The organism is Bariatricus sp. HCP28S3_F11, from assembly GCF_052065395.1.
Taxonomy (GTDB): domain Bacteria; phylum Bacillota; class Clostridia; order Lachnospirales; family Lachnospiraceae; genus Allocoprococcus.
Window position 1 is genome coordinate 62,690 of the sequence record NZ_JBQHUC010000003.1, and the last position, 25,501, is coordinate 88,190.

The following is a 25,501-nucleotide window of genomic DNA, read 5'->3' on the forward strand; positions in this document are numbered from 1 at the left end:
CAAGTGACTTTTTTATTTCAATGCATTTGGCATAACCGGGCAGTTTTGCGACATCGATTGTATGATTTTTTGATTTTATATGAAAAATTGCAAAAAAAGAAGAGGTGAAACGCCTCTTCTTCATTTATGGAATATGATTCCTCATAATCATAATTCAATATAGATTTTCTGTATAATAACATGTTCCTGTATTTCAAACTCAAACTCTATCTCCTCATGCTCCAGTATCATTTCATGGGCATAATACATTCCAAGTCCCCGGTCTGCTCCTTTTGTAGAATACCCTTTTTGATAGAGATGGGCTAAATCAGGTTTTGTGAAATATGTGTTTTGAATAATGATCTGGTATCCATGTTCCATCTTTGCGATCCGGATATCCACAGATTTCTCATCCGTTTCTTCCGCCGCTTCGATTGAGTTGTCAATGAGAATCCCAAGAATACGGCATAAATCTTTCATTGCTTTATATTGGATATTGAGCTCATAATCCGGTATAACGCGCATGTTTACGTCAGCCGCTACCGCTTTTAATACTTTTTCATACAGGATTCCTTTGAGTTCCGCCGGTTGAATATATTTTACAGACTGCCATGCTTTGCCTTTCTTATCAAGATCCACCCAGGTGTTTCTGATATTCTGGTCAAAATATTCTTTAAGACGATCCATATCTCCTTCTTCAATAAATCCTGAGATGGTAGCGATTAGGTTCTTATAGTCGTGCCGGAGCTCTCTTGATTCATCGATCAACTGTTCCAGGCCTGACACATAATTCTCTGTCATTTCCAAACGTGCCTGATCTGCTTTCTTTTCTTCTTCTGAGCGAATGGTTCTTGTGAAATAAAGGAGTACGATACTCGTGCTGAGAAAACAAAGACCAAAAAGGACGCTATTCATCAGTAGTACAGATTGACTATAATTCACAGTTTGCCCCATAACTATGTTCGCAATAAAAACTGCGACAAAACACAATAAGTTGAGCAGAACGCCATAATTCATTTTATTATCTTCGATTTTATTAAGTATATTCAATTTGTCATATACAATTTTTCGTAATACAAGCATGAATATAACTAAGAAGAATGTATATATACATGAAAAAATACACACTGCTGTAAAATCACTAAAATCTAAATGTACAAAATATAATATTATTTGATTCATAATCACATCAAGCATATAACCGAAGCAAGCTATACATAGATTTATTATTTTATGCATTTTAGTGCCAACACAAATAATAAATAATATTGTTAAAATAGTTGGCAAAGTCACTTTTTGTCCATAATGAGTCAGATATGAAATTATTCCAGCCATAAACGGAATAATAAAAAGAAAAATATAATATCGTTTCCTCATTATCTCCGTCAATAACCCACACATAGCAGCCATAATCCCAATAGCAGTACATAATGAACATAATAACACTTCAATATAATACAGCATATTATGTTCCCTCCTCACACAATCCCATTACTTCTTGAACATGCCTCTTTGATATCCCGCATTCATACCCATTCGTAAGATAAACGATTCTTCTGGCGGCATCGACGCCTCTGATGTGCCGCTTGGATATGATACAGAAATTACTTATCAGGATAAATTCATTTCCCAGCAATTCTCCCATTTCTTTGATTGTTTTCCTCGCAATAAAGGATTTTTCGGTTGAATAGATTTCAACACTATGTTTTCCTTTTATGGTTTGTACAAAAATGATCTGGTCTACGGGAACTTCTGTTTTTCTGGTTTTATCACCAACCCAGAGTCGTTCCGGCGTTTTCTTTCGTTCCCTTTCAATATCCTTATCTCACCTCGCATATTTTCAATACTTCCTGGATATGTCTTCTTGATATTCCGCACTCATATCCGTTTGTAAGATATGCGATTCTTTTCGCAGTATCCACTTTTTTAATATGTTTCTTGGATATGATGCAGAAATTACTTATTAAAATAAAGTCATTGCCAAGTATTTCTTCCATCTCTTTGATTGATTTTCTTGTAATATAATTATTTTCAGTCGAATAAATCTCAACACTATGTTTTCCTTTAACGGTTTGCACATAAATAATTTGATCTACAATAATCCCTGTACGGCTGGTTTTGTCGCTGATCCAGATTCGCTCCGGCGGTTTATTACGCTCCTTTTCAATTTGCTCAAAAATCGCATTAAACCTGTTAATTACTTCTTCGCTTACTTCATTTTTCTGGAATAGTTCCGGTTTCTTTACTAAATAATCTACGATCCTGAGCCGGTAATCAAATACTTTATATGCCAATTCGCTTTTCGCCGTTAGAAAAACATACCAGTAAGGAAATCGACTTTCTTCAAGTTTCTTAACTAACTGAAATCCATCCATTGAAAATCCCGGGAGCTCAATATCAATAATGAATAAAGATGGCTGACTGCCGATCTTCATGGCATCGTTATAGGTGTCCTCAGGATCTCTTCTGGCAGAAACCAGTCTCACATCTTTTTGGTTCTCTTCAATGTATTGGCTTATTTGATATCTGAAATATTCCAATTGCATTTCTTCATCTTCGCATAAAAATACATTAATCAAAGCAAACACCCCATTTTATTCCTACGACTATGAATGTTAACATAATCTGAGATTATTTACAAGATTGCTGTAAAATAATTGTTATTTCACAATTTTTACATATGAAAAAAGGATACCTTAACGGTATCCTTTTGACTCATTTTTCGGATGTGCCTGCCATTCTCTATTTGTTCGTGATATAATGTGCTCAATCCTGAATCTGTTCATGAAGGTGATTTAGAACCATTTGATCGAACCATGTTCTGAATCCTCCCTTTTTCGGATTATAGCATCGAAAATTTTTGATTGCTTTAATATAAATATCATTCATTAAATCTTGAACTTCATCCTCGAAATCACCGGGATGGTCATATGTATCCATCCTTTCTTTCACCAATCCCTTTACCCACTGCCAGGTATTACGATAAATTCTGCGGAAAGCTTCATTTTGAGTTTTAATATCACTACTGTTCTTCAAATAGATATATGCATATGTATCAAGAAAATCTGTATCACATACAGGGCATTTATTCATTCTTTCATTATCTTGTTCTAAAATTTCATATCCACATTTTATACATTTCAAAGCTTCTCCCCTCCCCCTTTTATGAAATCTTTGATCCTTTCACATGATATTTCTCTGCAAATTCAAAATTTTCAAAAAGATTCCAAGATTTTCCTCTTCATATTATCCCAATTATAACAAATATATGCATAAAATCAACCAATTCGACATGAACGGTCATGTTCACGACATAAACGGTTTAATGGAAAAATCAGAAATATCAAAGAATATGAAAATCCGGCTTTCTTTCCCCATAAATCCAATATGTCAATGTCCCGCCCAAAAGAATTCCAATCACAATCAGCCCGGAAAATAAGATCATAAACGGCACACAGATCTGCCCCCATAATTGAAACGGCTGGTCGCTATAGTCCCACACTTCAAGATGAAGCCATTTATTCACAATAATCCCTGTTATAAATTCCAGTGAAGTAACAAATACGACCGATCTGATGACCTGAATCCATAATGGCTCCGTCCACTTCATCGCCTGCCCCTGAAATGTACAGAAACAAAGCGCAAGTCCGCCAACCACAAACATACTCCAATGCGAAAAACCTCGCGTCACCATCTCAATCGTATAGTAAATCGTTCCGCCCAGTGCCCAGATAAACAACACTTCACTGATATATTTTGATCTTCTGCTCTTCATAAAAATCGCCCTCACTATGCAAATCTTCCTACATAGTGTGAGCGATTTTGGGAAAATTATTACAGCCGATATACATTTTCATAAAGCATTACATACTCTTCTTTCAAATGATGTATGATCAGAATTAAGGTAAGTTCCGGGCAGTTCAAAAGTGCATGTTCGATTATCAATGCATTTTCCTGATCCAATGCAGATGTTCCTTCGTCTACGAGTAGAATTTTACGATCATGAATTAAAGCTCTGGCCACCGCTATTCTCTGTTTCTGCCCTCCGGAGAGATTCTTCCCGTTTTCTCCGACTTTGGTATCCAATCCTTCCGGAAATGTCCGAATATCTTCTTCCAGTGCGCTCATTTTAAGCACTTTATCTATCTCGTCTTCACAATACGAATCCCCCAGTGTAATATTATTCCGGATAGAGGTATCGAACAGGAATACATTTTGTTCGATGTATGCCATCTGTTCATAAAATGTATTTATATCATAGCAAGACAATTCTTTTTTATCATAGAGGATACTTCCCTGATATCCCGTAAGCTGTCCGAGCATGAGCTTCAGTAAGGTCGTTTTCCCGCAGCCGCTTTTTCACGGGTACGTACCTGCATCTCTGCCTTTCCAGCTCCCTGGATGCCGTCTGGATATTTTCCTTAAAATCCATCTCGTGTCCGAATGATTTCAGAACATGTACTCCACCTACCTGCTCTTTTACCGCCTGCGTAAATGTCTCCCATCCCTTGGACACTTTCCCGGACTCTTCTTCCACATTTCCATGAAAATAGTGAGAAAACACATAAACCATTCCGGACGTCAGCAGCGTACATATTAATAATTTCCACTGGATCCGGGCAAGTACCGCGATATCGATGGTCAGTTTAATCACTGCGTCCACAGCAGAATAAAAATTCTGAAATCCCTGTGTTTCTGCTTCTTTTAAATCATTGGTGTACCAGGAGATATATTCTCCCGTGTCCGTTCCGTTAAGCTCTTCTGCATTCCTCTCTATGATCTGCCGATTGAGGCTTGCCCTTACATCCTGATTCATATGCGCTATCGTTCTGGCAGTCTGCACATCATAGATCCAGAACAGGAAATGCAGCGTCAGATACACGATAATTACAAAAATCATACATGCCACGATTCCCTCGAAATCTCCGTCCATCACCAGACGCGCCATGCGCATCGTAGTCAGAGTACTCGCTAAAAGAAGCAGATTCTGGAGTAACAACAGCATAATTATGAAAACATTCTGATATTTGTAACTTCTGATGAATGAAAGCATTATTTTTCAACTCCCATCCAGCATCCTTCTGCACCCACACCGTCTTCCGGCGGCACGAGCATTCCTTTTTCAATCAGAGCCTCCTAAAGACTGCTTTCCAATTCTCTTAGAATATTTCTTTTTTTCCGCTTACAAAAACCAAAGGGCTATGGTCGTGGCAAAAGAACCGTCCCCAAATAATAGAATCCCTTCGCCTCATCCAGATGAACCGGTACGATTTTCCCAATCAACTCTTTATCCCCAGGGAAATGCACCAGCAGGTTATTGCTAAGTCGCCCGGTAACAAGACTTGGATCGTGATCGTTCACGCTTTCGACAAGTACTTCCTGAACCGTTCCTTCATGTACAGAACATACTTCCGCGGAGATTTCCTGTACTTCTTTCAAGAGTCGGTCAAATCGGTCTTTTACTACATCTTCCGGTATCTGTTCTTCCATCGCCGCTGCCGGTGTGCCTGTACGTTTGGAATAGATGAATGTAAAGGCGCTGTCGTAACGTACTTTTCTGACTACGTCAAGTGTTTCCTGGAAATCTTCTTCTGTCTCTCCCGGGAATCCTACAATAATATCGGTCGTAAGTGAGATATCCGGAACTGCGGCGCGGATCTTATCTACCAGTTCGAGATAGTGTTCTTTGGTATAGCGGCGGTTCATCTTCTGAAGGATCCGGCTGCTTCCTGACTGGATCGGCAAATGCAGATGACGACAGATCTTCTTTGATTTTGCCATCACTGCGATCAATTCATCGGAAAGGTCTTTCGGATGTGATGTCATAAAACGGATCCTTTCCAGGCCATCGATTTTCTCAATTTCTTCCAGAAGCTGGGCGAAGCTCATCGGCTCATCCAGTGTCTTTCCGTACGAATTAACATTCTGTCCAAGGAGCATGACTTCCACAACTCCGTCCGCGACCAGCGACTCGATTTCGCGGATAATGTCTTTGGGATTCCGGCTTCTCTCGCGTCCGCGCACATACGGTACGATACAGTAGCTGCAGAAATTATTGCAGCCGAACATGATATTAACGCCTGATTTAAAAGAAAACTTTCTCTCACTCGGCAGATCTTCTACGATCTTATCTGTATCCTTCCAGAGATCGATCACCATTCGTTCTGATTCAAAACGCGTCACGATTAATTCCGCGAACTTGTAAATATTATGAGTCCCGAAAATCAGATCCACAAAACGATAGCTTTTCTTGATCTTCTCGACCACTTCCGGCTCCTGCATCATGCATCCGCAAAGTCCGATAAACATGTACGGTTTCTGCTTCTTTACACGGTTTAACTGCCCCAGACGTCCATACACCCTTGTGTTTGCGTTCTCGCGGACAGTACAGGTATTAAAGATGACGAAATCAGCCTTCTCCTCGTCCGGCTCCTCCACATACCCGATCTGTTCCAGCACGCCGACCAGCTTCTCGGAATCTCTGGCATTCATCTGACAACCAAAAGTGGTCACGCAGAACGTGAGATCTCTCCCCAGTTCCCTGCTCTTTTCCTGCACATAATGCCTTGCTTTGGCCATAAAATAGTATTGACGCTGCGGCTCTTCTACCGGCGGCTGCTTTGTCAAATCAATTTCATCAAAATTTATATCAAACATGTTATTATCCTTCCATAATCCTGTTATATGAACTGATTCGTTTCCTCATCATAGCGATAGTCGATCTGTTCCAGTTTCTTTTCAATCATTTCCCGATCCACTTCCATATCCTCACACAGCTCATCCAGCCCGGAATATGAGTCTCTCAGTTTCATGTTGATCACACTCAGCAGGATCATCGGATCATTTGGCAATGATATCATCTCCTACTCCTCCTGTTCTTCCCCATATTTTCATAATCGTGCGTCTTCAGCACCGTATTTTTAATATAGGCAAATGTCTCCCTTTCTCCCTTCTCGGCAAGCATATGCAGCAGTTCTTCCAGCAGTGCCCGAGTATCTTCATGAATAAGCTGTCCGGCAATCCCATTGTCATAATACTGAAGGGGAGAAGAATCCGTATAATTCTCTTTCATATATACTTTCGATGCCGCAATCCGATCCATAAACATCTCAATCACATATTTTTTCGGCATCTTCATACCGGTTAGTCCCGGTTGTTCTAATCCATAGTCGATCCAGTATTCATAATGATGCTTATTGCGTCCTTTATGATGTAGCCAGGCCGTCGAACAACCGGTTATTTCACGCTCCGCATTGTTCGGGCTTCTGGTTCCCTGATAGTATCTGCATCCCACAAGGAACTCAGACGGCATATATTTGGACATATCATGCAAAAGCCCCTGACGGTACAATCCTACCCGGAAACAATTCTTCATAACCAGAATTTTATGATTTGTAATGGTGCAAAAATGCTGCCAGGCTTTCATATTTCCTCCTACTTCACAATGAATACTTTGATGGTACGTTCCTCTACTTCCACACACTTTGCTTCTTCAATGAGTACCGGTTCTTTCAATACTCCATCATCCGTAGAAGCTGCAAGATACCAGTGTTTACCCTTTGGAAGTGCCGGAAGCGCAAAAAGATGCGAAACCCAGTGCATATTATATGCAACATAGCAGCTTTCCTCCTCGTCGCTGCCGTGATAGAATACACCGATCTGTCTACTTGAAACCTCGGAGGATGTCTGCCATGCGTTTTCACTGTGATAAGAGATATCCGGAATTCCGCAGCTGGTACTGTCAATTCCCATCATTTCATGTTCCGGATGCAGCACCTTATGTGCCTTGCGGAAAGCGATCAGATCTTTTACAAACTGATGCAACTTCTCTTCTTTTTGAAGTTTGCTCCAGTCAAGCCAGGAAACCGGATTGTCCTGGCAATAGACATTATTATTTCCCTTCTGGCTGTTCGCGAATTCATCACCTGCAAGAATACAAGGTGTTCCCTGTGCAAGGAGCAGGAGGAAAAATGCATTATAGATCTGCTTTCTTCGCAATTCCACGACAGAGCGTTTGCGGGTCGGCCCCTCTACGCCACAGTTCCAACTAAAATTATAATCCGGTCCGTCCTGATTCTCCTCTCCGTTTTCTTCATTATGTTTTTGATCATAAGAAACCAGATCATTCAGAGTGAAACCTGTCTGTCCGGTGATATAATTAAAGGTCTCTTCCTCTTCTGACTGATGTCTCAGCCACCACATGACCCCCGGAACCATACCCTCGTCTCCTTTCAGGAAGCGGCGCATGGTATTCTGGAAATCATCCATTTTCTTCATGATCTTGGTACCATAGAGAACAGGATCGTTGATCAGAGACTCTCTGTCTATAATACATGGATTGAGAATAAACCCATCAATATGATATTCCATCACCCAGAAACGAAGACATCCCAGAATCATCATTTTCGGAGTATCTCCCGTAAAAGGCATTTCAAGGATCAACTCCATATTCTCCGAATGAAGAGTTTTAATCAGATTCTTCAGTTCTGTAACTTCCTCTTTGGCAGCATAGGAGCTCTTAGGAGCGAAATAATACCCTTCTCCGTATCCCCAATAATTCAGGTAGGATTTATTCTCCTCAAAATCATATATTGGCATTACATGAATCTGATTCACTCCAAGATCCTTTAAATATGGCAATTTCTCCAGAACACCTGCAAAAGTTCCCTTATATCGCACCTTTGAAGAACTGTGTTTGGTAAAGCCACGAACATGAAGGCTGTATGCAATCACTTCATTTTGTGCCAGATGAGGCCTTTTATCATCCTCCCACGGAAATTCCGTATCAATGATCCGGGCACGGACTTCATGCTGTTCTATATTTCTGGCTTCACCCCAGACTTTACGTCCCGCAAAAGCTCTTGCATAACTGTCAATTACGATTTCTCCGTCAACTCTGTAATTATATTCATAAGCTTCAGCTCTTGGTATACGAAGCGCAATACAGCGAATCAGCCCGGAAGAACCCGTTTCCTGCATGTCAAATATCTGCTCCGGAACCTTCTTCCCCTTTTTATAAAGAAGGAGCTCACATTTTTTTCCAGAAGGAACACATACCGAAAAATTCACATTTTCGCCGCGCACTGTACAGCCCTGCGGCAATGGATAACCTGTTGTTACTTTTATCATCATCTTCTCCTCTTTACTGCCATCCGTCAGCACCATACATTTCTACATTATCTGCATCAATAAAAAAGACATCTTCATAAATCGCCTCTTCATATTTTTCCCCATTTAAAATGGCAAATGCTGTTTTTGCGGCATCTTTTCCTATATTAATAGGGGATTGACCACTTGTCCCCCGAATCAAGCTCCCCGGTTTCAAAAGCTCTTTTTTGAGATCGGGTGAACCGTCAACACCATAAATCATGATATCATGCAATGCTTCCGTACGAGCTGCCACCAGCGCACCAAGTGCGATCTGATCATTTCCGCACATGACCGCAGTGATGTCCTTATGCTCAGCAAAGATCTGGTTCGCCGCTTCTCTCGCCAGATTGAGATCCCCCTGCGTATCCATGCGAGCAACCACTTCAAAGCCTTTATCCATAATCGCTTCCTCAAATCCGGTAATGCGCTCATTGACCGAATTCTGAGTCGGACTTTCCAGGATCGCAACCTTTCCTCCTTCCGGACATTGCTTAATCAGATTTTCTCCACAAATATAACCTGCATTATAGTTGTTGGATCCTATAAAAGCATCTACATAATCCATTTCCTTTACTTCTGAGTCGATATTAATGATTTTGACATCCGCTTCTTTCAGATGTTCCAGCGCCGGTGTGATTTCTTCCCATTCGACCGGGCACAGAAAAATGGCATCGATTCCCTGCTCTATCATCTCATCGATCTGTTGAATCTGCGTATTCACATTCAGCTCCGGATCCATCGTAATCATCGTGCACCCTTCATTCTCCACATACTCACGAAGCGACTGCTCCAGTGTAATAAAATAAGGATTCTCCATTGTGATACAACTGAACCCAAAGGTATAAGACACCGTTTCCTCCTGATCTTCTTCCGGCTTTATTGCATTATCCTCACTGGTCCCCACATTTTTCTTACAACCTGTAACCATCATACAACACATAAGAAGTGTAAGAAACAGTGCTATTTTTCTCTTATACATACCAAACCTCCCTAAACCTTTCTTTTATTGTAACTTTTTTATCGTCAATGTCAATAGTTTTTCCCCTTGCAAATCCTTGCATAGTCTGTTAGAGTGGAAGTATCATATGAAAGGAGAAGCCGAATTATGGGACATAATCATGAAGGCGGAAATGAAGATAACGATCTTCTTGAAACACAGGTAGTCACGATTACTCTTGACGACGACGAGGAGATTGAATGCTCCATCATTACTACATTTGAGGTTAATTCAAAAGAATACATTGTACTTCTTCCATTAGACGAGAACGGGGAGAACGAAGACGGCGATGTATGGATTTATCGTTTCATCAGGGATACGACCGGTGGAAACAATCATGATCTCGAAAACATCGAAGATGATGATGAATACGAACTTGCTGCGGATGCATTCGATGAATGGCTGGACGAGCAGCAATTCGAAGAGTTTGGTATTGATGACTAGAACCGTCTGTTTCAATCCATTAAATGAAAGAGTCTGGCATGCCAGGCTCTTTCCTGCTCTATAGAAAACTGCATTTTTAAAGAGATAAATATCCGGTGAACATCGTGTTGTCAAACATGTCTTCCCAGAAGCTCTTCTACAAACCGGGAAGCTTTGACTGCATTCCCATTTTTTTCTGTTATATAAGAAATTGTAAGATGCTCCTTTGCTCTTGTCATTGCAACATAGAACATACGTCGTTCTTCTTCCATCTGTTCTGGTGTCACCGCCTTCTGATAAGGCACTTCTCCCTCATTGGCATGAATCAGAAATACAGTCGTAAATTCCAGACCTTTCGAGGAATGCATCGTCATTAACTGTACCTTTTCAGGATCTGCCGACTGTCGATTTCTACGAGCTTTCTCCTGCTCTTCCAGATCAGCGGTGTATGTATCAATATGACACATCCAATCCTGAAAGGTACGATAGGGCTTGCATCGTTCTTCCAGTTCGGTCATGACTTCAAGCAGAGTATTCCAGGGAACTTGATGTTCTTTCGCATATTCTTTCAGAAATGTATCGTAACCGATACGCTTCCTGATATACTGGATCGCCGAATAGGGCGTCATGTTCTCCAGCATTTTGATATCAACCTCAAACTGGTCAATGATGTCCTGCATCCATTCTTTATCCAGATAAAATCTTCGCAGATCTTCAAATTCCACTCTGGCACCATCCATACTGTTTCTGGCAAGATATCGCACTGGCCTGTTTGCAATCATCAAAAACCAACGTCTTTCCCGATTCCCGGCCGCAAGCTGCATATAAGCGATCATATCCCGGACAATGAAATGATCATAAAAATTAGGAATATGTTCTTTCATCTCAAACGGGATCCGGTATTCATTCAGGATCTCCGTCAGCATCCGCGCCTGAATTCCGGCACGGAAAAGTACTGCAATCTCTCCCGGCTTCTCACCAAGATCCAGATGTTTCTGAATCTCACCTGCCACATATCTGCTTTCTTCATTCTCATCCAGCACTTCCTGAACATGGACACTTTCTCCTTTTCCTTTCGATGACTGGACCCTTTTATAGAATCTCGACTCATTATGCAGGATCACCCGCGATGCGGCACCTACGATAAACTCGGTAGAACGGTAATTTGTTGTAAGCGGAATCTGCCTGATATTTGGAAATTCCTGCTTCATGTAAAGCATAAGTTCAGGCTTTGCCCCACGGAATCCATAGATAGATTGGTCATCATCCCCTACAACAAACAAATTGTATTCAGGAGCCGCAATCATCCGAATCACCTCATACTGCACCCGGTTGATGTCCTGAAACTCATCGATCAGAATATATCGGAAACGTTCCTGCCACGCTTTTAAAATGTCCGGACGTTTCTGAAACAATGCATAGCACTGAACCAGCATATCGTCAAAATCAAATTTCTTTCGTTCTTTTTTCTTTTTTTCATACTGGCGGAACAAAAGCGTAAATTCTTCCTGATTCAAATATTGACTGTGAAAGTCCTTCAAATGGAGAAGGCTGTTCTTCACGATTCCGATTTCCTGCATCAATTCATGTGTCAGTTCTTCATCGTCTTCCGGTCCTTGGAGTGATTCAAGTTTCAGTTCATCCATTGCCTGTTTCAGGATCTCAAGTCCTTCCTGCTCGGCAAGCAGATTCGAACCGTTGATGCCATAAGCACATTTCAGTATCCCATAAAAAACACTGTGGAAAGTTCCGAACGTGACCGGATAATGCTTTCCTTCGGTCAAAGAAGTAAATCGTTCTCTCATTTCACGCGCAGCAAGCCGTGTAAATGTAATCACAAGTATCTGACCGGGATCGATTCCGGCCTCTTCAATCAAATACCGGATTCTTCTGGTTATGGTCAGTGTCTTACCTGACCCCGGCGGTGCAATCACCATACATGGCCCCTCCAGGTGATGTACCGCCTCTTCTTGTCCTTTGTTCAGCATTCACCAAAACCCCTTATTATATTAATTATTTACTCAGCATTTCAATTGCTTTTCTGATTCTGGCACAGGATTCTTCTCTTCCAAGTATCTCCATCAGTTCGGTCGCTCCGCCCGGTGTGTTCTGTTTACCGGAAACCGCCGTTCTGACAGGCCACATTACATAGCCGTTCTTACAACCTTTTTCTGCCACATAATCCTTCAGAAGACCGTACAGCGCATCATTACTGTAATCGTCCCATGCTTCCAGACGCGGAAGCAGTTCTTTCAATACCTCAAGAGAAGTCTCTTCATTCGTTTTCATCTTCTTGTGACAATACATAGCCGTATCATATTCCGGAAGTTCTTCGAAGAAATCAATCTGCTCTGCGATATCCGGGAAGATCTCAATTCTACTCTTAACAAGTGCAGCAATCTTCTTCAGATCATAATCTTTTGTAATAACTTTTCTGATATATGGTTCAGCCATCTCATAAAAGGTATCGAAATCCATAGCTTTCAGGTATTCACCATTCATCCATTTCAGCTTAGTTGTATCAAAAACAGCCGGCGATTTACTCATATGATGATAATCAAATGCCTCCACCAGCTCAGGAAGAGAGAAAATCTCCCGGTTATCCTGTGGACACCATCCAAGCAGTGCAACATAATTGACGATTGCCTCACTCACATATCCCTGATCTAACAGATCTTCATAAGAAGAGTGTCCACATCTCTTGCTAAGCTTCTTATGGTTTTCATCTGTGATAAGCGGACAATGTACATAAATCGGAACTTCCCATCCGAACGCCTCATAAAGACGATTGTATTTCGGTGCAGACGATAAATATTCATTACCTCGCACGACATGTGTGATTCCCATCAGATGATCGTCAATGACATTAGCAAAATTATAAGTCGGATATCCGTCTGATTTAATCAGAATCATGTCATCCAGCTCGGCATTCGGAACGGTGATATCTCCATAAATCTCATCATGGAATGTCGTTGTACCTTCTGTCGGCATATTAATACGAATAACATAAGGCTTTCCTGATGCAAGATTTTCCTCAATCTCTTCCTTACTGAGATGCAGGCAATGTTTATCATAGTTTACAATTTCAGTACCTTCAGAAGAAACAGAAGTTTTCAAAGATTCCAAACGTTCTTTGTCGCAAAAACAATAATAAGCATCTCCCTGTTCGATGAGCTGTTTAGCATATTTCAAATAAATGCCGGACGCATTACGCTCGCTCTGAACATACGGTCCATATCCGCCGTCTTTGTCCGGGCCTTCATCATGAACAAGCCCAGTTTTCTCCAGCGTACGGTAAATAATATCCAGTGCACCTTCCACAAATCGTTCCTGGTCCGTATCCTCAATACGAAGCATAAAATCGCCATTCTCATGCTTTGCAATCAGATATGCATACAATGCGGTTCTAAGATTTCCAACATGCATACGTCCGGTAGGACTCGGCGCAAATCTTGTTCTAACTTTACTCATAATCGGTTCCCTCTCTTTATCTTAATCTTTTCTATCTTTAAATGTCCCAAAATATACTACCACATTCCGATTTTTACTTCAAGTGGGCATCGTTACTTCCCTCTTCTTTTCGAATGTATTTCATGGAATTCTGCTTCCATTCACCCTTCTGGAACGAATAAAAAACAGTATCTATAATAAAGATTGCCAGCGCAAAAACCCCCGCAATCTGAAGCGTCTGAATCAGATAGTACCCAGTCATTTTCTCATTTCCTTCCAGTATATAATGGACGATCCGGTACATGCCGGCTCCCGGTACAGTCGGCAAAAATCCTGCAATCAGAAACAGAGTGACCGGAGTCTTAAATATACGTGCAAAAATATGGGATATCACTGCCACTACAAGTGCAGAGATAAAAGATGAAAAAACAACACCCAATCCATTCTGAATGCAGATCAGATACACCAATCCTCCTGCCGCACCGACACCCCCTGCATGAAACAAATACTTTTTTGGAGTATCAAGCAGTACGGCAAAACCGTAGATTGCCAGAAATGCTCCGGAAACCTGAATCATTATTCTAAACATCTCTCGATTCATAACTGTCTCCTCCTTCTAATAACTCCCCATAATTGCCAGACCGATACCAATACCGATAGCAATTCCTGCCGCCTTGATGAATGCTTCCAGCATTCGGGCAATGCCTGAAAGATAATCGCCTCTAAGTGTATCTCTCGCTGCATTTGTGATTGCCATTCCCGGAACAAGAGGCATGATACAAGAGATGATTACAATATCAATATCCATTCTGCCACCAAGCATGATTTTCATAACTGCACTTGCCATTGCAATGCCCATAGACGAAAATACGTCTTCTATAAAAGCATGGACCTTAAGATCACGCACCGCTTCGATACAAAATGCGAGAAATGCGCCTACAATCAGCGATGACACAACCTCCCAGATTCCTCCTCCAAAGAAAAGGGAGAATCCCACACAAACAGCAACCGTTGCAGTACTATAGGACAAACGGCGATATTCTTTCTTTTTCAGTGAATTCAGCTCCTCATATGCCGCCTGCAAGGACAATTCTCCACCACAGTAACGTCTCGAAATATCATTAACCGAAACCACACGGCTCAGATTATTTTCACGGCTTTCCACACGCTTCACAAGTGTCACAACTTTCTCACCCTTCACCTTCACAGAAGCTGTGATTCCTGTCATCACGACCAGTACTTCTGACATTTCCAGATTATCTGCTGTCTTTAAAATATGGTACATGGTATCTTCCACCCGGTAAGTCTCAGCTCCGCTGCAGAGCATCAACTCACCTGCAGACATCGCTGTTTTGATTAGCAACTGTAAATCCATACTACACTCCTGTCTCCCCAATTACCCAGCTGATCTAAAAACTACGAAAGGAGACGCAGCAAAAACGCTACGTCTCCCAATATTATACGTTATTTCCATCAATTAATCAACTAATTGATATATCCTGCCTTCTTCAGCTCTTCTTCTGCTTTCGCAAGATTTGCATCAGACACACGGATGATCGGGCCTGTACATCCCATTCCGCTCTCTGCGTAGATGTTGATCTTCCAGAGTGCTTTCACCGCATCTTCAAGATCCATAACTTCGATTCCAGGAATCTGTGCTGTTACGATTTCCTTCGGCGGCTCTTTTACTTCTTCTTCTGCAGCTGCAGGTTTCTGTGCTGCCTTGTGAGCATCCAGAATTTCCTTCAGACCAGCTTTCTTAGCTGCTGCAAATTCAGCTTTTGCTACTTCAAATACTTTTCCTCTTACGAGCTGTGCTGCGTAACGGATTGCATTTGCAATAACCGGAGCGCCAGATGCACGGGATACGATCATAACGAGCTGTTCATATCCTTCTCCGATACCAGGTCCATAACCAAATCCGGTTGCTTCGAAGCTTCCGCCTGTCATGAAGGATGAAAGCATCTTAACAAGGATGTTACCGGTCAGGGAATCTGTTACCATGATGTCCGGAGCTGCCTGAAGAACATCGTTTCCTCTCATAACGCATCCGCCGTCTGCACGGGTAGATTCAGCAAATGTGATATCATATCCGTTTTCTTTCAGCTGTTTCAAAGCTTTTTCTGTCTGACGTGCACCGTCAACATTCAGAATACCAACTGTCGGATTCTTTTTACCGCATGCTTTCGCTGCGATGATTCCGTAGATCGCATTCTTGATCATTCCTTCAATACGGTCTGTGCTGGATGTACCTGTTGTGTTAGCAACAAACATCTCTTTCGCCTTTGCAGGTGTTACACAGCGTCCAACGGTAGAAACACCGATCGGGAATGGGAAGTGCATCGTTACAGCAGCGTCAATTTCTTTATTTTTGAGCATTTCTTCCATCTTATCATGGCCTTCTTCGTCGTTAGCCACTTTAACGGTCGTAACACCCTCTGCTTCTAACGTACCGATGTAGTATACATCGATTCCGTCTTTTGCCGCCTCAATTGCAGCTGCCATAGAGTTTTCTTCTCCATGCTCGCTGCCCATACCGGTCAGAGCAATTTTCGGACGTTTTCCGAAGCTTCCGGTCTCCAGTCCTTCTGCCATGCTCATGAAGGTCTCGGCGATCATTTTTTCAATTCCACTTGCCATAATCGTCCACCTCTCTATTCTGCCAGCATTGATGCAGCAAAGTCTTTCATAGCTTTAGCGATTAATCCTTTAACTTCTTCTTCAGAAACTCCGCTGTTGTCTTCTGCTCCGGTATTAGCCTGGATTACAAAAGAAACACCGTCAAACAGGTTGGTCATACGTCCAAGGAACAAGCTTCCTTTTCCGATAATCATTGCATTCTTGATCTTGCCTGCAAGAATATCTTCTCTTGCAAATCCGATGTACGGCACACCTGAAGGAATGTGTCCCTGTGTCGGAGCCCATCCTGTAAGTCCGTGCTCGGTTGCAAAGCTTGCAAGCTGTTTCTTGTCAAGGTCACCACGCTTAACAGCAAGTGCACCGATCATCTTGTAGTTAGCAAGCGGTACATCTCCTGCTCCAGCCGGTTTTGTGATATCCGGGTTCTGCATTTCCGGAGAGAATTTATCAATATCAGTAATCTTCATTCCAGCTCTTTCCAGAGGATCAGCTACAAGGCTTCCGATAACGTTCTGCGGAGCACTTCCTGTTCCTACTGTATGACGTCCAAGGATATCAAGGTTGATTTCCGGGTTCACACCATCGTTTTCAGCAATGATTACACAGAATCCGCCAAGGCAGTCTTCCAGGATCGGAAGGCCTTTCTTAACATGGTCTTTACCGTTCATACCAAGTTTAGCAGTACATCCGCCAGCTGTAACAGCTACGCATTTGTATGCTCCAGACTTAACAAGAGCTGCTGCTTCAATCAGTGCATGAGAAGGTCCTGCACAGAATCCACGAGAGTCAGATCCGGTAGCATTCATAAGACCCGCAACTTCAGCTGCCGCCTTAGCGAAGTTACCGCCACCTCTCTGGTTCATATCACCACATGCTTCCTCAGCACAGTCGATAACATATTGAATATCTGTCTTTTCGATACCTGCATTTCTTACACCATATAATAATGCAAGAACGCTGGTAGCTTTGCTCATGATATTTTCATGCATAACATGTGCAGAAAGGTTTACATCGATATCATGTGCTCTCTTAACGCATCCAACAAGCTTTCCGGCATGGTAAATACCTTCAGCATGCTCTTCGTTAACAAACTGTTCAATTTCAGAAAGTTCAACACCTTCTTCAACTTTAGCAACAATATCTTCCGTGATAATCGGATCAGCTGCGAAAGCTTCTTTGTGAGCTGCAACAAACTCTTTGTCAAGTTTAACAACTTCGAACATATCGCAGGTCTGAGCTAAAAGAATGAATTCTTCTTCCGGCATAATCTCGCCGTATTTTCCATATCTTTCAGCGCCTTCTTTAACTTTATCATAATAAGGGAACTCTACCTGAGCCAGTTCATCCGGATGTGCATTTCCGATATATACCTGGTTCGGCCAGTAGTTTACGCATTCTTCATAAGAACGAAGATGACTTTCTAATTCTTTTAAGTATTCTGATTCTGGATTCACAACCCGCTCTGTTGTCTGAGTTGTTCCGTTGTATACTACCATCTGCGGAGTATGTGCCAGAACATAGCTGGCTCCTTTAATTACACTGTTCATCGCAAGTGTCCACCTTTCTTAAAGATATCAGATAAATATGCCCCCGCCATTTATCTGACTATATTTCCTCAAATTAAATGAATTCAAGGATAGACTCTGTAAAGCAAAAGCGATGAGGTAAGTATTTACCTCACCGCTTTTTGAAATCTAAGACGTCGTCAAAGATTCTTCTTATAAATACTTACAGTATTCGTCACGGATAGCTGACATTTCGCTTACGATATCATCAACATCAAGTACCATTTCCATCATACCTACCTGTTCATCGTAAACTGCTGGGTCAAATTCTTCCTTCAATTCTGGTTCACATACGTGATATGTCGTAAGTCCAAGCTGGACTCCTGTCAATGGACCTGCAAAAGTCGGGTCACCTGCTGTTACAGTCTCAGCTGCAAGACCTGCAGCTTCACCTTCAGCAGCACCTACGATTACGACTACGTTTTCCGGGCCGTATTCTTCAGCGAATTCTTTTACCCTCTTCTGATTTTCAAGATCCATTGCGCCTGCGCTTGTTCAGACGAAACATTCTGTTGAAGAAAAAACAACTTCTCCTCCGGCTGTCTTAACGCATTCAGCGATAGCCGGTCCTGGAACACCATCACGGTCACCAATAATTACAACTTTTTTACCTTCTAAAATTGCCATGATGTTTTTCCTCCTTCCCTTCATTTTATTTTTTATTAATGAAATGCAAGCCAATTGCATTTCCGTAAAAGCCCGATGGCTTTGTACGCATTTTCGCTTGTTTACCGGTTATTCCCGGTCATTTTGCCGATCAAATCCGGCGTTCAAAAAATTAGATATATTTTTTAATCATTGCTTCGATGCTTTCCTGAGTAGCATCTTCTTTAACAACTTCTTCTATTTTCTGTCCATCTTTGTAGATAGCCATTACCGGAAGTCCTAAGATCTGCTGTCCGATAGCAAGACGACGAGCTTTTGTAGTATTCAGAGATGTGAATTTCAGCTTATCGCCATATTTGTCTGCCATTTCATGTACGAACGGCATAAGAGCCTGGCAAGGTACACATCCATCACCGAAGAAATCTACAAAAACGTAGCCTTCTGCTTCAAGTACTTCTGTTTTAAATGTATTTTTATCTACTTCTAACATTGATCTGTTCCTCCTCGAAGTCTAATTATTCATGTTCGTTAAGATATTTTTCGCACTGAGTAGCTGCGATTGCTCCGTCAGCAGCTGCAGTAACAACCTGACGAAGGCTCTTTACACGTACATCACCTGCTGCGAATACACCAGGAATATTTGTATGCATATCAACGTCTGTCGGAATATATCCTCTTTCATCAAGCTGAAGAGGAGTTCCTTCGAAGATCTTTGTGCTTGGCAGAGTTCCGATAAATCCGAATACACCAAACATTCCGTCTTCTTCATCTGCTTCAATCGTGGTAACTTCACCAGTCTTAACATTCTTAACTTTCATCCATGAAAGAATGCCTTCACCGCCGACTTCTTCTACAACGGAATCCCACATAAAGTGAAGTTTTTCGTTCTTAAATGCTTTCTCCTGAATGGACTTAGCTGCACGAAGTTCATCACGTCTGTGAATGATCGTAACTTTTCTTGCAAATTTTGTAAGATACATAGCTTCTTCAACAGCTGAATCGCCGCCGCCAACTACGAATACTTCAAAATCTTCAAAGAAGTTTGCGTCACAGGTAGCGCAGTAAGAAACGCCCTTGCCCATGAATTCTTTCTCGCCTTTGCATCCGATCGGTCTTGCAAAAGCTCCTGTTGCGATGATTACTGTCTTTCCACAGTACTCACCTTTTGCGCTTTTCAGCTTCTTAACGTCGCCTTCAAGCTCAACCGCATTGATGACATCTGACACACGCTCAACACCGAATTTTTCACACTGCTGTGTCATTCTGGCGATAAGAGACGGTCCGCTCTCTCCTTCAACAATCTGTCCAGGATAGTTTTCGATATCATCTGTAATAGCGATCTGTCCGCCATCTTTGCCTTTTTCTACTACTAATGTAGAAAGACGGCTTCTTCCTGCGTACAGACCGGCAGCTAAGCCTGCCGGTCCTGCACCCAGGACAATTACGTCATAAATTTTACTCATAACGCATTTCTCCTTCACATATTTTTAAGATTATCCGATTCGTCACAATAACTAAGTTATCGCGATTACATCCCATCTATTTACATTATACCACACAATTTTAAATCATACTAGTATTTTGCAAATATTTTTTCTTAACAATTATGCTTATTTGTCAAAGATTGTCTGATCTTCAACTTCTGTTGTCAAAGCATTTAATGCTTTCATAACAAGGTCTTTACGAAGTGCATATTCTTCATCTTTATCCAGAGCCGGATTTCCAAGTGGATGAGGAATAGCAATTGTAGGAACGATTCTGTTAGCTCCAACTGTCATAGAGATTGGAGTTACAGTACACATATGAACTACCGGAAGTCCTGCTGCTTCAATAGCTTTTACCATCGTTGCACCGCAACGTGTACAGGTACCTCAAGTAGAGGTCATGATAACTGCATCTACGCCGTCAGCGATCAGTTTCTGAGCATATTCGTCAGCGAAAGCTTTAGCAGAAGCAACTGCAGTACCATTACCAACTGTTGTGTAGAACTTGTTGTGTAATTTTCCGATAACGCCTTCTTTTTCAAGTTCGCGGAGTACGTCAACAGGAAGTACACGGTCAGCATCTTCATTAGCGTATACCGGATCGTATCCGCCATGAGCTGTCTCGTATGTCTCTTCTGTCAGATCCATAACACCTGTGATATCGTATTCGCCATAGTGAGAAGCATTTGAACTTTCGATATGGTCCGGATTTCCCTTCGGTACGATACCGCCTGATGTACACAGAGCGATTGTAGCTTTGCTGAGATCTTTAACAGCCGGGTTCGGAGCAACTCTGTCGAATGTCGGCATCGGATACTCTGTTTCGTACGGTTTTCCAGCAAGTTTCTTAAGAAGCATTTCAACTGCTCTCTGAGATCCACGTTTCTTCTCGAAGAAGTTTACACGGATTCCGTTCGGCATATAGCCTTCTTCGCAGGAAGCACCGATTGGCTCGCCTTTAGCAAGTTTCAGAGCGAGTGGAGCAAGTTTGCCAACCGCATCTCTCATACCAGCTGCGCTGTTCTTTGTAGAAACCATATATACTTTGTTTTTGAACATATCAGCGCCCGGGTTCTCAACATACATACCGGTCACTGCAGGAATTCCAAGTTCTTCCTGAACTGCATCTGCGATGGTACCGCAGGCTACACCGTAACGTCCAGCGTTGAAAGCTGGTCCAGCTACGAATACATCCGGAGCCTGTTCTTTAACCCATCCAAGGATATCAGCTTTTGCTTTTTCAAGATTTTCATTGAAGTAAGAGTCACCGCAAACGATCGTAGCAACGATTTCTGCTTCCTCTCCAAATTTCTGTGCAAGTGCCATACCTGGTCCTACTACTTCGCCAACACGAAGTTCAGCCGGGTAATCAGCTTTTTCTTCTCCACCGATATTAGCGAAGAACTGATTGATATAATGTACAACTCTAAGTTTACTCATTGTTTTACGTCCTCCCTTCCTATCGTGCGCTTAAGTAGTTGAAACCTGTTTCGTTTGTAGCGCCTGTGATAGCCTGAATTTCAACTTCGATTGTTCCGTCTTCACGAAGTGAATGTTCGTTACCACCAGCGATTGTGTTTACATAATCCAGAGTTCCGATTACTTTGTCAAGCTTCGGAAGTACGATAACCTGGTTAGCATTTCCGCCGGTTACTACTGCATCTGCAGCTGGATCGGCATCAGCAAGTGACTGAGATTTTCCATCACGTCCTGCATATTCATCAGTGATGATTACAGTCTTAACGCCTTCAGCTTCGATCTTCTTGGTGTTCATAATAAGGTCAGTATCCGGGTTACCGAAACCTTCCTGAGATACGATAACTGCATCCAGATCGAGGAAACGGCACATCTTAGCTGTCCAGTCAGAAGAACGCATCTTGTCAGCAAGGTATACGTTTTCGTTTGTAAGGATCTGGCATACAAAGTTGATAGTTTTTCCGTGCTGTTCGAACAAGTCATGAACTACCGGGTTGTTCTCATGTACATAAGTTGGGTTCTTATCACATGCAGATACACAGTTACCAGATACAATAGCTCCGTCCATAACTTCTGTCGGATTCATGATTGTAGAGAGTGTCTTCTTTGCGTCAACACCGTATACATAGGTGTCATGAAGAAGTCCCTGGCTCTGTAACATCTGAACATAAGCTACTCTCGGCAGGTTCGGGAATTTTTCTTTTCCTTCCATCACGCCGTATGTTTCATAAACTTTTGTCTCATCCGGTGTAAGTTCACGAGCAAGTTCACCAAGGTAAACAGCTACTCTGAATCCTGCAAGACGAACAGCTTTTTCATAATCATGCTGTTTGATTCCTTCAACAGGTTCACATACAACTACAAAGTTGTTCAGTTTAGAGAATGGTGTGTAATCAGCACCCGGGCCTGTCATATCGATGATACCTTCCTGGAAACCAACGATCTTACCAGCTGTAACAACAGCCATGCCTTTCAGTGCATATGTCTTACCACTTCCTACTGTATCAACCTTCGCGATAACACCCGGGAAGACTCCTCCTCTTCCTTCAACCTTAACACGTGGTTCGATAACGTCTTTAACCGGCGTAATACGTACGCTTTCGCCCGGTCTGGCAATATCAAATTTTACGCTTTTGATCTTCTCGTCTTCGAGAACGATTTCTTTTACAGCTTCTTCGGATACATAAAGAACTCCGTCTTCAATTTTGGACTCAGCTGCGAACTGAATGTCCTTGATGAAAATGTGACCCATTTCTAATCTTATCACTGTAAATTCCCTCCTTTAAAAAATTTGTTTACTATATGCCCCAAAAGTACTTTCGTACTTCTATAGCCTTTGTTTATGTCCAGCATTCAGCGGACGGTAACGCGCTTTCCAGCAGCGTGCAGTCAATCAATCTGAAATCATCATACACTTCCGGTTTGTACTTGTCCGACTTGAATTGGAATTTGCCGCATGCATGGATTGCATTCTCTATGATTTCCATAGATCGCATATCTAATTCACCGGGTTTCATAGAAATCATCACTGATTTGTATGGTGTCTCGTTCGGTTTTACACTTCCCGAAAGAGGATGTGTAAGGAGCTTATGTCCGAGATACACTCTGTCACGAACTTTTCTCAAAGTATCTTCATAGGAAAGATCCTCATATTCAACATGGTAATTCTCACCAAGTTTTTCCTTTACCAGAGTGTTGTTCGTAATAATTAGAAATCCGTCGTTCATTGTCTTCACCTTTCAGTAATAAATGTTGATTAATCAGTTTCCGAATCATCACTGTCGGAGCCGTACCTGACGGTACACAGCGAACGATTCTGTTTACAGCACCCGGACAAAATGCTTTTAAAAAAGGACGACACAAACATTTTACTGCTTTGTCGTCCTTCTGTTTCCTGCTTCTATCCACAAACTGCCTGGATTCAGAGTGTAGTACCTTTCCTGTTCCTTTTGCCTGAAAGTTTCACCTTGTCAAGATCAGCTTACATTATCCGACATCCGGTTTGCATCTTCGGCGACTGCTGTTATGTACGCAATTCTCTCACAGGAAATATCTGCCTACTATTCAGTTAACTGCATTAAACTTGATATCGTTCATATATTAACGATACTCTTTTTAACAAAGTCAGTATAACACATCTAAAATTAAAATGCTAGTCTCTTTTATAGATTTTTACACTTTTTATTATAGATTTTTTCAATAAATATATTCCGTTACATATTGGAATTATTTGCTTGTCTTCTTTTGCTTTGGCAGGAAATTATGATAGTAATCGTTATATACTTCCTTAATTGTTCCCGTCAATGCCAATAGAGCTATAATGTTAGGAAGAACCATCAAACTGTTGAAGCAGTCTGCCATATTCCAAACGAGTTCCACTTCCTGAAGAGAACCAAATACTACGCATACACAAACAAGTACTGAATAAATCTTAACTGCTTTTCCGCCAAACAGGTATCTGATATTTGCTTCTCCGAAGAAATACCATCCGATAATGGTAGAGAATGCGAAGAACAACATACAGATTGCAATAAAGATTTCACCAAACTTACCGTATAATGTAGAGAAAGCATACTGGCTAAGTTCAGCACCGGTCTTTCCGGTTGCTCTGGAACCGGTTGTGATAATAACGAGTGCTGTCAGGTTCAGGATTACGAATGTATCAATAAATACACCTGCCATAGCTACGAATCCCTGTTCAACCGGATGATTTACTTTCGCAACAGCGTGAGCGTGCGGGGTAGAACCCATACCAGCTTCGTTAGAGAAAAGACCTCTGGCAACACCTTTTGTGATTGCAAGTTTGATCGTTGCACCAAGTGCACCACCGGCAACTGCTGAAGGATTGAAAGCGCCAACTACGATGTCCTTGAATGCTCCAGGAATTGCTGTAAAGTTAGCAAAAATAACAATCAGAGAACCGATAATATAGAACGCTGCCATAATCGGAACGATCGTCTCTGTAACTTTCGCAATACGTTTCATACCACCTGTAAATACGAACAGAGAAGCGATTGCAATGATAACACCCATAACGATCTTCGGAATTCCGAAAGCGGTGTTCCATGATGCTGCAATGGAGTTCGCCTGAACTGCATTTCCCATAAAGCCAAGCGCCAAGATGATCAGGACTGCAAATATAGCTGCAAATACTTTTCCGAACGTTCCCTTAAATGCTGCACGGATGTAATAAACAGGACCACCTGTAACTGTTCCGTCTTCTCCGACCTGTTTATACTTCTGAGCCATGCAAGCCTCACCGAAAATCGTTGCCATTCCGAGGAATGCACTGATCCACATCCAGAAGATCGCTCCAGGACCACCAACTGCGATTGCAGTTGCGGCACCGGCGATATTACCTGTACCTACCTGAGCTGCGATTGCGGTTGCAAGAGCCTGAAAAGATGACATACCGTCCTTGCCTGCATCACCTTTTTTGGAAAACAATCCTCCGAATGTTCTCCTCATACTTTCGCCAAAACCTCTCACCTGAATAAACCCTAATTTGAACGAGAACCAGATACCAGCTCCCACAAGGGCAATCAGAAGAACCGATCCAGTCAATAAATCATTGACTTTCAAAACCATGCTGTTAAATACTTCGTACACAACATACCCTCCTTTTTGTCTCATAGATATTTTTTATGAATATCATTTGTTATATCTATAATATCGTATTTGTCTAATTTATTCAAGTTTTTTTATTCAAAACAATCATTTTTGTGCATATT

General features: G+C 41.8%; 26 protein-coding genes and 1 riboswitch. Of the genes, 1 reads left to right on the forward strand and 25 read right to left on the reverse strand.

All coding sequences use genetic code 11. The features are described from left to right. Nucleotides 1-147: 147 nt before the first annotated feature. The 12 genes from ACTNBR_RS02275 to ACTNBR_RS02330 form a co-directional block, all read right to left on the reverse strand. On the reverse strand, nt 148-1,443 hold the full coding sequence (locus ACTNBR_RS02275) for a sensor histidine kinase (RefSeq protein ID WP_441042660.1): 1,296 nt from the start codon (nt 1,441-1,443) through the stop codon (nt 148-150). Between the two features lies 1 nt (nt 1,444). Beyond that, on the reverse strand, nt 1,445-1,795 hold the full coding sequence (locus tag ACTNBR_RS02280; RefSeq protein WP_441015834.1) for a LytTR family transcriptional regulator DNA-binding domain-containing protein: 351 nt from the start codon (nt 1,793-1,795) through the stop codon (nt 1,445-1,447). A 4-nt stretch (nt 1,796-1,799) separates the two neighbouring features. After that, the gene (locus tag ACTNBR_RS02285; protein ID WP_441015749.1) at nt 1,800-2,558 is read right to left on the reverse strand and encodes a LytR/AlgR family response regulator transcription factor; all 759 of its coding nucleotides are present in this window, start codon (nt 2,556-2,558) and stop codon (nt 1,800-1,802) included. Nucleotides 2,559-2,745: 187 nt separating this feature from the next. Next, nucleotides 2,746-3,123 (reverse strand): hypothetical protein, encoded by a 378-nt coding sequence (locus ACTNBR_RS02290; RefSeq protein ID WP_441015746.1) that lies wholly within the window; start codon nt 3,121-3,123, stop codon nt 2,746-2,748. Nucleotides 3,124-3,322: 199 nt separating this feature from the next. Beyond that, nucleotides 3,323-3,754: a putative ABC transporter permease gene (locus ACTNBR_RS02295; protein ID WP_427805751.1), complete on the reverse strand. Its 432-nt coding sequence runs from the start codon at nt 3,752-3,754 to the stop codon at nt 3,323-3,325. Nucleotides 3,755-3,813: 59 nt separating this feature from the next. Further along, complete coding sequence (locus ACTNBR_RS02300) at nt 3,814-4,302, reverse strand: ATP-binding cassette domain-containing protein (protein WP_427805752.1); 489 nt, start codon at nt 4,300-4,302, stop codon at nt 3,814-3,816. Further along, a complete protein-coding gene (locus ACTNBR_RS02305; RefSeq protein ID WP_441015743.1) occupies nt 4,259-4,984 on the reverse strand; it encodes an ABC transporter transmembrane domain-containing protein in 726 nt (241 codons plus the stop codon). The genes ACTNBR_RS02300 and ACTNBR_RS02305 overlap by 44 nt, the downstream gene beginning before the upstream one ends. A gap of 194 nt (nt 4,985-5,178) precedes the next feature. Then, nucleotides 5,179-6,636 (reverse strand): tRNA (N6-isopentenyl adenosine(37)-C2)-methylthiotransferase MiaB, encoded by a 1,458-nt coding sequence (gene miaB / locus ACTNBR_RS02310; RefSeq protein WP_427805754.1) that lies wholly within the window; start codon nt 6,634-6,636, stop codon nt 5,179-5,181. A 23-nt stretch (nt 6,637-6,659) separates the two neighbouring features. Further along, complete coding sequence (locus ACTNBR_RS02315) at nt 6,660-6,839, reverse strand: DUF4250 domain-containing protein (RefSeq protein ID WP_427805755.1); 180 nt, start codon at nt 6,837-6,839, stop codon at nt 6,660-6,662. After that, complete coding sequence (locus ACTNBR_RS02320) at nt 6,836-7,405, reverse strand: DUF5662 family protein (RefSeq protein ID WP_427805756.1); 570 nt, start codon at nt 7,403-7,405, stop codon at nt 6,836-6,838. Before ACTNBR_RS02320 ends, ACTNBR_RS02315 begins: the two co-directional genes overlap by 4 nt. A gap of 8 nt (nt 7,406-7,413) precedes the next feature. Continuing rightward, nucleotides 7,414-9,111, reverse strand: coding sequence for an alpha-amylase family glycosyl hydrolase (locus ACTNBR_RS02325; protein WP_427820347.1), 1,698 nt, complete (start codon nt 9,109-9,111; stop codon nt 7,414-7,416). A gap of 10 nt (nt 9,112-9,121) precedes the next feature. After that, entirely contained in the window at nt 9,122-10,108 is a 987-nt protein-coding gene (locus ACTNBR_RS02330; RefSeq protein ID WP_441015740.1) for a sugar ABC transporter substrate-binding protein, read from the reverse strand. Between the two features lie 126 nt (nt 10,109-10,234). Between ACTNBR_RS02330 and ACTNBR_RS02335 the strand changes: the two genes are divergently transcribed. Then, nucleotides 10,235-10,570 (forward strand): DUF1292 domain-containing protein, encoded by a 336-nt coding sequence (locus ACTNBR_RS02335; RefSeq protein ID WP_427805759.1) that lies wholly within the window; start codon nt 10,235-10,237, stop codon nt 10,568-10,570. Between the two features lie 110 nt (nt 10,571-10,680). On the opposite strand, the gene ACTNBR_RS02340 is transcribed toward ACTNBR_RS02335, so the two are convergent. The 13 genes from ACTNBR_RS02340 to ACTNBR_RS02400 all read right to left on the reverse strand — a co-directional run bounded on the left by ACTNBR_RS02340 (nt 10,681) and on the right by ACTNBR_RS02400 (nt 25,358). Next, nucleotides 10,681-12,537, reverse strand: coding sequence for an ATP-dependent helicase (locus tag ACTNBR_RS02340; protein ID WP_441015737.1), 1,857 nt, complete (start codon nt 12,535-12,537; stop codon nt 10,681-10,683). 25 nt (nt 12,538-12,562) lie between these two features. Further along, nucleotides 12,563-14,020, reverse strand: a complete 1,458-nt coding sequence (gene gltX / locus ACTNBR_RS02345; protein ID WP_427805761.1) for a glutamate--tRNA ligase — start codon at nt 14,018-14,020, stop codon at nt 12,563-12,565. A gap of 73 nt (nt 14,021-14,093) precedes the next feature. Then, entirely contained in the window at nt 14,094-14,600 is a 507-nt protein-coding gene (locus ACTNBR_RS02350) for a threonine/serine exporter family protein (RefSeq protein ID WP_427805762.1), read from the reverse strand. Between the two features lie 15 nt (nt 14,601-14,615). Further along, nucleotides 14,616-15,374: a threonine/serine exporter family protein gene (locus tag ACTNBR_RS02355; protein ID WP_441015734.1), complete on the reverse strand. Its 759-nt coding sequence runs from the start codon at nt 15,372-15,374 to the stop codon at nt 14,616-14,618. Between the two features lie 110 nt (nt 15,375-15,484). Then, nucleotides 15,485-16,639, reverse strand: coding sequence for a glycine/sarcosine/betaine reductase complex component C subunit alpha (grdD, locus tag ACTNBR_RS02360; protein ID WP_427805764.1), 1,155 nt, complete (start codon nt 16,637-16,639; stop codon nt 15,485-15,487). A gap of 14 nt (nt 16,640-16,653) precedes the next feature. Beyond that, nucleotides 16,654-18,186 (reverse strand): glycine/sarcosine/betaine reductase complex component C subunit beta, encoded by a 1,533-nt coding sequence (gene grdC / locus ACTNBR_RS02365; protein ID WP_427820384.1) that lies wholly within the window; start codon nt 18,184-18,186, stop codon nt 16,654-16,656. Nucleotides 18,187-18,357: 171 nt separating this feature from the next. Further along, the gene (grdA, locus tag ACTNBR_RS02370; RefSeq protein WP_427805766.1) at nt 18,358-18,831 is read right to left on the reverse strand and encodes a glycine/sarcosine/betaine reductase complex selenoprotein A; all 474 of its coding nucleotides are present in this window, start codon (nt 18,829-18,831) and stop codon (nt 18,358-18,360) included. A 151-nt stretch (nt 18,832-18,982) separates the two neighbouring features. Further along, on the reverse strand, nt 18,983-19,300 hold the full coding sequence (trxA, locus tag ACTNBR_RS02375; RefSeq protein ID WP_427805767.1) for a thioredoxin TrxA: 318 nt from the start codon (nt 19,298-19,300) through the stop codon (nt 18,983-18,985). A gap of 25 nt (nt 19,301-19,325) precedes the next feature. Beyond that, nucleotides 19,326-20,273, reverse strand: a complete 948-nt coding sequence (gene trxB / locus ACTNBR_RS02380; protein WP_427805768.1) for a thioredoxin-disulfide reductase — start codon at nt 20,271-20,273, stop codon at nt 19,326-19,328. A 147-nt stretch (nt 20,274-20,420) separates the two neighbouring features. Next, nucleotides 20,421-21,734 carry a glycine reductase complex selenoprotein B gene (gene grdB, locus ACTNBR_RS02385; RefSeq protein ID WP_427805769.1) on the reverse strand — a complete coding sequence of 438 codons (1,314 nt, stop codon included), beginning with the start codon at nt 21,732-21,734 and terminating at the stop codon, nt 20,421-20,423. A gap of 19 nt (nt 21,735-21,753) precedes the next feature. Further along, nucleotides 21,754-23,034 carry a glycine/sarcosine/betaine reductase component B subunit gene (locus ACTNBR_RS02390; RefSeq protein ID WP_427805868.1) on the reverse strand — a complete coding sequence of 427 codons (1,281 nt, stop codon included), beginning with the start codon at nt 23,032-23,034 and terminating at the stop codon, nt 21,754-21,756. A 76-nt stretch (nt 23,035-23,110) separates the two neighbouring features. Then, the gene (locus ACTNBR_RS02395) at nt 23,111-23,497 is read right to left on the reverse strand and encodes a GrdX family protein (protein ID WP_427805869.1); all 387 of its coding nucleotides are present in this window, start codon (nt 23,495-23,497) and stop codon (nt 23,111-23,113) included. 204 nt (nt 23,498-23,701) lie between these two features. Beyond that, nucleotides 23,702-23,825, reverse strand: a riboswitch (glycine riboswitch). Between the two features lie 171 nt (nt 23,826-23,996). After that, the gene (locus ACTNBR_RS02400) at nt 23,997-25,358 is read right to left on the reverse strand and encodes an alanine/glycine:cation symporter family protein (RefSeq protein WP_427820386.1); all 1,362 of its coding nucleotides are present in this window, start codon (nt 25,356-25,358) and stop codon (nt 23,997-23,999) included. Nucleotides 25,359-25,501: the final 143 nt, after the last annotated feature.

What these genes read in the sequence shown, in the direction of transcription:
- ACTNBR_RS02275 (WP_441042660.1), bottom strand. Translation starts at nt 1,443, where the DNA reads ATGCTGTATTATATTGAAGTGTTATTATGTTCATTATGTACTGCTATT.
- ACTNBR_RS02295 (WP_427805751.1), bottom strand. Translation starts at nt 3,754, where the DNA reads ATGAAGAGCAGAAGATCAAAATATATCAGTGAAGTGTTGTTTATCTGG.
- ACTNBR_RS02300 (WP_427805752.1), bottom strand. Translation starts at nt 4,302, where the DNA reads ATGCTCGGACAGCTTACGGGATATCAGGGAAGTATCCTCTATGATAAA.
- ACTNBR_RS02305 (WP_441015743.1), bottom strand. Translation starts at nt 4,984, where the DNA reads ATGCTGTTGTTACTCCAGAATCTGCTTCTTTTAGCGAGTACTCTGACT.
- miaB (WP_427805754.1), bottom strand. Translation starts at nt 6,636, where the DNA reads ATGTTTGATATAAATTTTGATGAAATTGATTTGACAAAGCAGCCGCCG.
- ACTNBR_RS02315 (WP_427805755.1), bottom strand. Translation starts at nt 6,839, where the DNA reads ATGATATCATTGCCAAATGATCCGATGATCCTGCTGAGTGTGATCAAC.
- ACTNBR_RS02320 (WP_427805756.1), bottom strand. Translation starts at nt 7,405, where the DNA reads ATGAAAGCCTGGCAGCATTTTTGCACCATTACAAATCATAAAATTCTG.
- ACTNBR_RS02325 (WP_427820347.1), bottom strand. Translation starts at nt 9,111, where the DNA reads ATGATGATAAAAGTAACAACAGGTTATCCATTGCCGCAGGGCTGTACA.
- ACTNBR_RS02330 (WP_441015740.1), bottom strand. Translation starts at nt 10,108, where the DNA reads ATGTATAAGAGAAAAATAGCACTGTTTCTTACACTTCTTATGTGTTGT.
- ACTNBR_RS02335 (WP_427805759.1), top strand. Translation starts at nt 10,235, where the DNA reads ATGGGACATAATCATGAAGGCGGAAATGAAGATAACGATCTTCTTGAA.
- ACTNBR_RS02340 (WP_441015737.1), bottom strand. Translation starts at nt 12,537, where the DNA reads ATGCTGAACAAAGGACAAGAAGAGGCGGTACATCACCTGGAGGGGCCA.
- gltX (WP_427805761.1), bottom strand. Translation starts at nt 14,020, where the DNA reads ATGAGTAAAGTTAGAACAAGATTTGCGCCGAGTCCTACCGGACGTATG.
- ACTNBR_RS02350 (WP_427805762.1), bottom strand. Translation starts at nt 14,600, where the DNA reads ATGAATCGAGAGATGTTTAGAATAATGATTCAGGTTTCCGGAGCATTT.
- ACTNBR_RS02355 (WP_441015734.1), bottom strand. Translation starts at nt 15,374, where the DNA reads ATGGATTTACAGTTGCTAATCAAAACAGCGATGTCTGCAGGTGAGTTG.
- grdD (WP_427805764.1), bottom strand. Translation starts at nt 16,639, where the DNA reads ATGGCAAGTGGAATTGAAAAAATGATCGCCGAGACCTTCATGAGCATG.
- grdC (WP_427820384.1), bottom strand. Translation starts at nt 18,186, where the DNA reads ATGAACAGTGTAATTAAAGGAGCCAGCTATGTTCTGGCACATACTCCG.
- trxA (WP_427805767.1), bottom strand. Translation starts at nt 19,300, where the DNA reads ATGTTAGAAGTAGATAAAAATACATTTAAAACAGAAGTACTTGAAGCA.
- trxB (WP_427805768.1), bottom strand. Translation starts at nt 20,273, where the DNA reads ATGAGTAAAATTTATGACGTAATTGTCCTGGGTGCAGGACCGGCAGGC.
- ACTNBR_RS02395 (WP_427805869.1), bottom strand. Translation starts at nt 23,497, where the DNA reads ATGAACGACGGATTTCTAATTATTACGAACAACACTCTGGTAAAGGAA.
- ACTNBR_RS02400 (WP_427820386.1), bottom strand. Translation starts at nt 25,358, where the DNA reads ATGGTTTTGAAAGTCAATGATTTATTGACTGGATCGGTTCTTCTGATT.